Below are 4,390 nucleotides of genomic sequence, written 5' to 3'. Positions count from 1 at the left end.
ATGGCCATCGGCCGGGTCGTCCACGCGGCCGGCGGTGACTACCAGGGCGGCGACCGCAAGGCCGCCAGCTACTTCATGTAGGTCGGCTTCACCGGTCACCGGACCGGTCGAGTCAGGGTGGTAGGGGTGGGCACGCACGGGAGGTGCCCACCCTCCGCCATGCCCGGCGCCCCCAGCGGAGCGAGGGACCAAGACCAGGTCACGTGGTCACCTCCTTCGCCCAGACCGCCGCTCGGCCGTCCCTCCTTGCTGCTCTCCGGTTCTCGGCGTGGCCGTCGCCGCCCACCGGCCGTCGATCAGATGTGAAGCTTTTGAGTGCATCACCGGCCCACCCTTGCCAACATTGACGGTTTTATCCGCTTCGGGCCGCTCTGGAGTCGGTCACTTCGGGACACCTTCGCAACTGAACCGGCACAGAGTTCAGTTGGCCGCGATTTCCACAGTGACTACAGTGGTGAGCGATAGATCGTGTGATGCGGCCGTGTGCCGCCCGGTCTGTCCAGCTGTACCAACGGGGAACGGGGAAGGGGTCGCGGTGAGCGGCGGTAGCGGCTCGGGCATGAGGCGCGGCATCGATGCGCTGAGCAAGTTCAAGAAGAAGGTGGACGACGCGCTGAAGGCCTTCGAGGGCGCTCCCGGCAGCCCGTCCAGGCTCGCGGAGCACAAGCTCAGTGCAGGCTCGTTCAGCGGCTCGAACATTCACTTCAGCGAAGCGGCTGATCTGCACAGCAATTACGAGCTGGTGCATGAGCGGCTCACCTCGCTGTCGAAGAACCTGGGCATGCAGATCGAGGCTCTGACGCTCGCGACGCGCGCGGCCGACGTCACGTACGACGGTACGGAGGAGGAGGTGCGGCGCCGGTTCTGGGAGATCCGCACGCACCTCGACGAGGAGCATCAGAAGGCGGCACGACACAAGGACGAGCACGCCGAGCGGCAGCCCGCCAAGGGTGCTGAGCACAGCGGTGGCAGCAAGTCCGCGGGGGCGGAGTCCATTGACTGACAACTGGCAGCAGAAGCCCGAGTACAAGGCTGACGTCGAGCAGGCCCAGCGCCAGGCCGGCGTGGTCGACCAGATCAGCCGGCTACGGAACGGATTCAGGGGTACGCCGATCGGGGCGGCCCTGTCCGCGGGCAGGACCAACTTCGAGGACCACGATCTCAACGCGATGATCGATCTGGTCCACCACTCCAACCCCGAGCACCTGGAGACGGCCAGCAAGGCTCTGTGGGACGCCCGAACGGCCATCCACGACGCGGCGACGGATCTGAAGACCAACCTCGGCGGCGTGGACTGGCAGGGCGACGGTGCCGAGCAGTTCCAGAAGTGGACCAACGGCCTCATCGAGTGGACGAAGGGACTCGCGACCTTCGCCGACGTAGCGGCCACCGAGATCTCGTCCGCCGCCACGGGGCTCGCCTCAGTGCGCAATTCCATGCCCGACCGGGACCCCCGGCCGGCGGGAGAGCAGAAGCGCCCGGACAAGTTGCCCAAGGCCAAGCAGGTCGACGGCGACCCGGACTACGCCACCGCACTCAAGGTCGAGAAGGACCGGCAAGAGGCGATCAACCAGGTCAACCGGTTGGCGTCCTTCTATTCGGTGTCCGCGACCGCGCTGGGAACGGCGCTGCAGACCGACCCGCAGCCGTACACACCCATCCCGGATGTGGGGGTGCCCAAGCCGTCGGGGATCTACAGGAACCCTTCAGGTTCCGGTGGTTCCATCCCGAGCAGGCGTGAGGGGTTGGTCGGGGGAAGCCACGGGACTGTGGCAGAAAGTCACCACCGCACCGCTTCCACGAACGGGACGGAGTCCAGGGGGCACGTTTCGCCCGTCAAGGACGTTCACGAGCCCAGTCCGCCTTCTGGTCGTGATGTCGGTACGGAGATCAACACCACGACGACGTTGCCTCCCCAGACGCCTGCCGCGCCGCCCAGCTCTCCGTCGCCTACCCTGCCGACCACCGGTGGCAGTGGGCAGGTGCCTCCGTTGCCGACGGGGCCGGTGGCGCCTCCTGTGGTGCCGACGTCTGGTCGTACTCCTGGTTATGGGCCGGGTGGCCGGCCGTCGGTGACGGCGCAGGGGCGTACGGGTCCTTCGGTCACCGGTGGTGGTCGGGTGCCGCAGGGGCCCGCTGGTCAGGCTGGGCGTACTGTCGCGGGCGGTCGCGTTCCGCAGGGGCCGGTGGGGCAGCAGGGAGGGCGTTCGGGTCCCGGTGGGCGTGTGCCGCAGGGTCCGATGGGACAGGCCGCTCGTGCTGCTGGACGTACGCCCGCGATGGGTCAGCAGGGTGGGCGGGGGCCGGTTCAGTCCGGTCGTTCGCCGGTGGGGCGTCCTGTCACGGGTGGCACGCCCAGGACCAGCAACACCCCTGGGCGTGCCGGGGTGGCGGGGCCTAGCGCTGCGGCGCGTAATGGTGTTGTGGGTGGCAAGCCTGTCACGGGCCGTGTGTCGGGAGGTTCGGCTGGTCCGCGTGTTCCGCGCGGTACGGTCGTCGGCGCCGAGGAACCGGCATCCTCCGCAACGCCGAAGGGCGCTCTCGGCCAGCGCGGAGTCGTTGGTGCTCCTGGGGCGAAGACGGAACCCGGCGCGGGCCAGGCGGCGTTGCGCTCGGCAGGCAACCCCAAGGGCGTCATCGGTTCGTCCCGTGACTCTGCGAAGGGATCCGAGCCCGGCGGTGCGGGGCTCGGCCGGGGTGCTGTGGGCGGCCGCCAGGACCCGGGCGGTGAGGCCGGCCGCGCCGGTAGGACTGCTGGCACCGGCCAACACCGATCGTCGCAGCAGCGGCGTGATGTGCCCAAGAAGAGCGACTGAACACGAGCGAGGACGTAGACAGGCATGAAGCCAGGGACCGGCCGGCGCGGCCCGAAGACCGCCCTCCTGACGAGGCGCAACGCGAAACGGCTGTCTGCTGTGTGCTCGGCGCTGGGCACACTGGTCATCGCGTCGGCAGGCATGGCGCCCGGAGCCGTGGCCTCCGGGGACGTTCAGTCGAAGCAGTGGTATCTGAACGCCATGGGCGTCGACGAGATTTGGAAGCACAGCACCGGCAAGGGGGTGAAGGTCGCTGTCATTGACACCGGCGTGAACCCGGAGACCTCTTCACTCAAGGGCCAGGTGCTGGTCGACGAGGTGCCGAAAGTCGCGAGGTATCACGTCACTCAGGACTACGCCGGCCATGGCACAACGATGGCTGAGCTGATTGCCGGAACGGGAGCCGGCAATGGAGTGAAGGGTCTTGCCCCGGGGGCGAAGATCATCCCGATCCGAGTGGGACTCGATCAGCTGAAGGATGAGGATGAGCGGGCCAAGTCCCTCACCTCCGCCGAGGCGATCAGGGCTGCTGCTGATAGCGACGCAAAGATCATCAACATGTCCTTTGGAAGCGTGTACTACGAGTCCGAGGAGGAGGAGGCTCTCAAGTACGCGGCATCCAAGGGGAAGCTGTTGTTCGCCTCGGTCGGTAACGCGGGCGACAAGGGAAACAAGCGCAGCTATCCGGCCAGTGATCCGTACGCTATCGGCGTCGCCGCCATCGACAAGTCCGGTACGGTCGGCAAGTTCTCCACATACGGAAACGATGTGGATCTCTCTGCGCCGGGCCTCGACATTCAGGGCTGGTGCGACAGTACTTTCACCAAGTACTGCGCCGAGGAGGGGACCAGCGCCGCCTCCGCCATCGCCTCAGCCTCCGCAGCCCTCGTCTGGTCCGCCCACCCCGACTGGACGGCGAACCAGGTCCTCCGGTCCTTCATCGACACAGCCGGCCGTACCTGGGCGAAGGACAAGCCCAGCAAGTACCTCGGCTACGGCATCATCCGCCCCCGTCGCGTGCTGATCGACAAGGACATCGACCCCGGGGCCGCCAATCGGGACCCCCTCGCCGCCGAGAACGGTGCGGACCCGGACGAGGACATCACGGCCACCGGGAAGTCGTCGGCCCCGCCGTCTTCCGGAGCTTCGGCGAAGCCGACGAAGGACTCCGGCGCCGCCAACGGCCCTACCTCCGCGGCCGCGAAGGACACCGATTCCGACGGTGGTACCCAGACCTGGGTGATCATCGGCGCCGTAGCCGCCGTACTGGTCGTCGCAGGAGCAGGCTTCGCCGTGCTGCGCGCACGCCGCAACGCCTGAGCGGTCTCCCGCATACCTGTTCACTCGCCGAGTGAGCAGTATCCCGCTTGCCTTCCGTGCTGCCGCGAACCCGGTGCAGGGCAAGGCAAGTTCACAGAGAAAGGCAGTGACATGGCTTCTGGGCGTCAGAAGGTAAGTGACAAGGACATTGTTGTCCTCGAAAAGGAGCTTCTGCACCGTTTCGAGGGCATCAAGGGTCAGCTCAAGGAACTGCAGGCGCTGATCGACAGCCTCGAGGGCAACTGGAAGGGTAT

General features: G+C 67.2%; 3 protein-coding genes. All 3 read left to right on the top strand.

Annotated elements, in window-relative coordinates; translation table 11 throughout:
- Window positions 1-535: 535 nt before the first annotated feature.
- The 3 genes from ACF073_RS41410 to ACF073_RS41400 all read left to right on the top strand — a co-directional run bounded on the left by ACF073_RS41410 (window position 536) and on the right by ACF073_RS41400 (window position 4,136).
- A complete protein-coding gene (locus ACF073_RS41410; RefSeq protein ID WP_392076734.1) occupies window positions 536-1,003 on the top strand; it encodes a hypothetical protein in 468 nt (155 codons plus the stop codon).
- Window positions 996-2,816, top strand: a complete 1,821-nt coding sequence (locus ACF073_RS41405) for a hypothetical protein (protein WP_392076733.1) — start codon at window positions 996-998, stop codon at window positions 2,814-2,816. The genes ACF073_RS41410 and ACF073_RS41405 overlap by 8 nt, the downstream gene beginning before the upstream one ends.
- Before the next feature lie 156 nt (window positions 2,817-2,972).
- Window positions 2,973-4,136: a S8 family serine peptidase gene (locus tag ACF073_RS41400; RefSeq protein WP_392076736.1), complete on the top strand. Its 1,164-nt coding sequence runs from the start codon at window positions 2,973-2,975 to the stop codon at window positions 4,134-4,136.
- Window positions 4,137-4,390: the final 254 nt, after the last annotated feature.

Origin of the sequence: Streptomyces sp. NPDC015171, assembly GCF_043079545.1 — a bacterium.
In the GTDB taxonomy this organism is placed as follows: domain Bacteria; phylum Actinomycetota; class Actinomycetes; order Streptomycetales; family Streptomycetaceae; genus Streptomyces.
The sequence above is the reverse complement of the archived record's forward strand: the minus strand, read 5'-3'. Positions and strand labels throughout refer to the sequence as shown.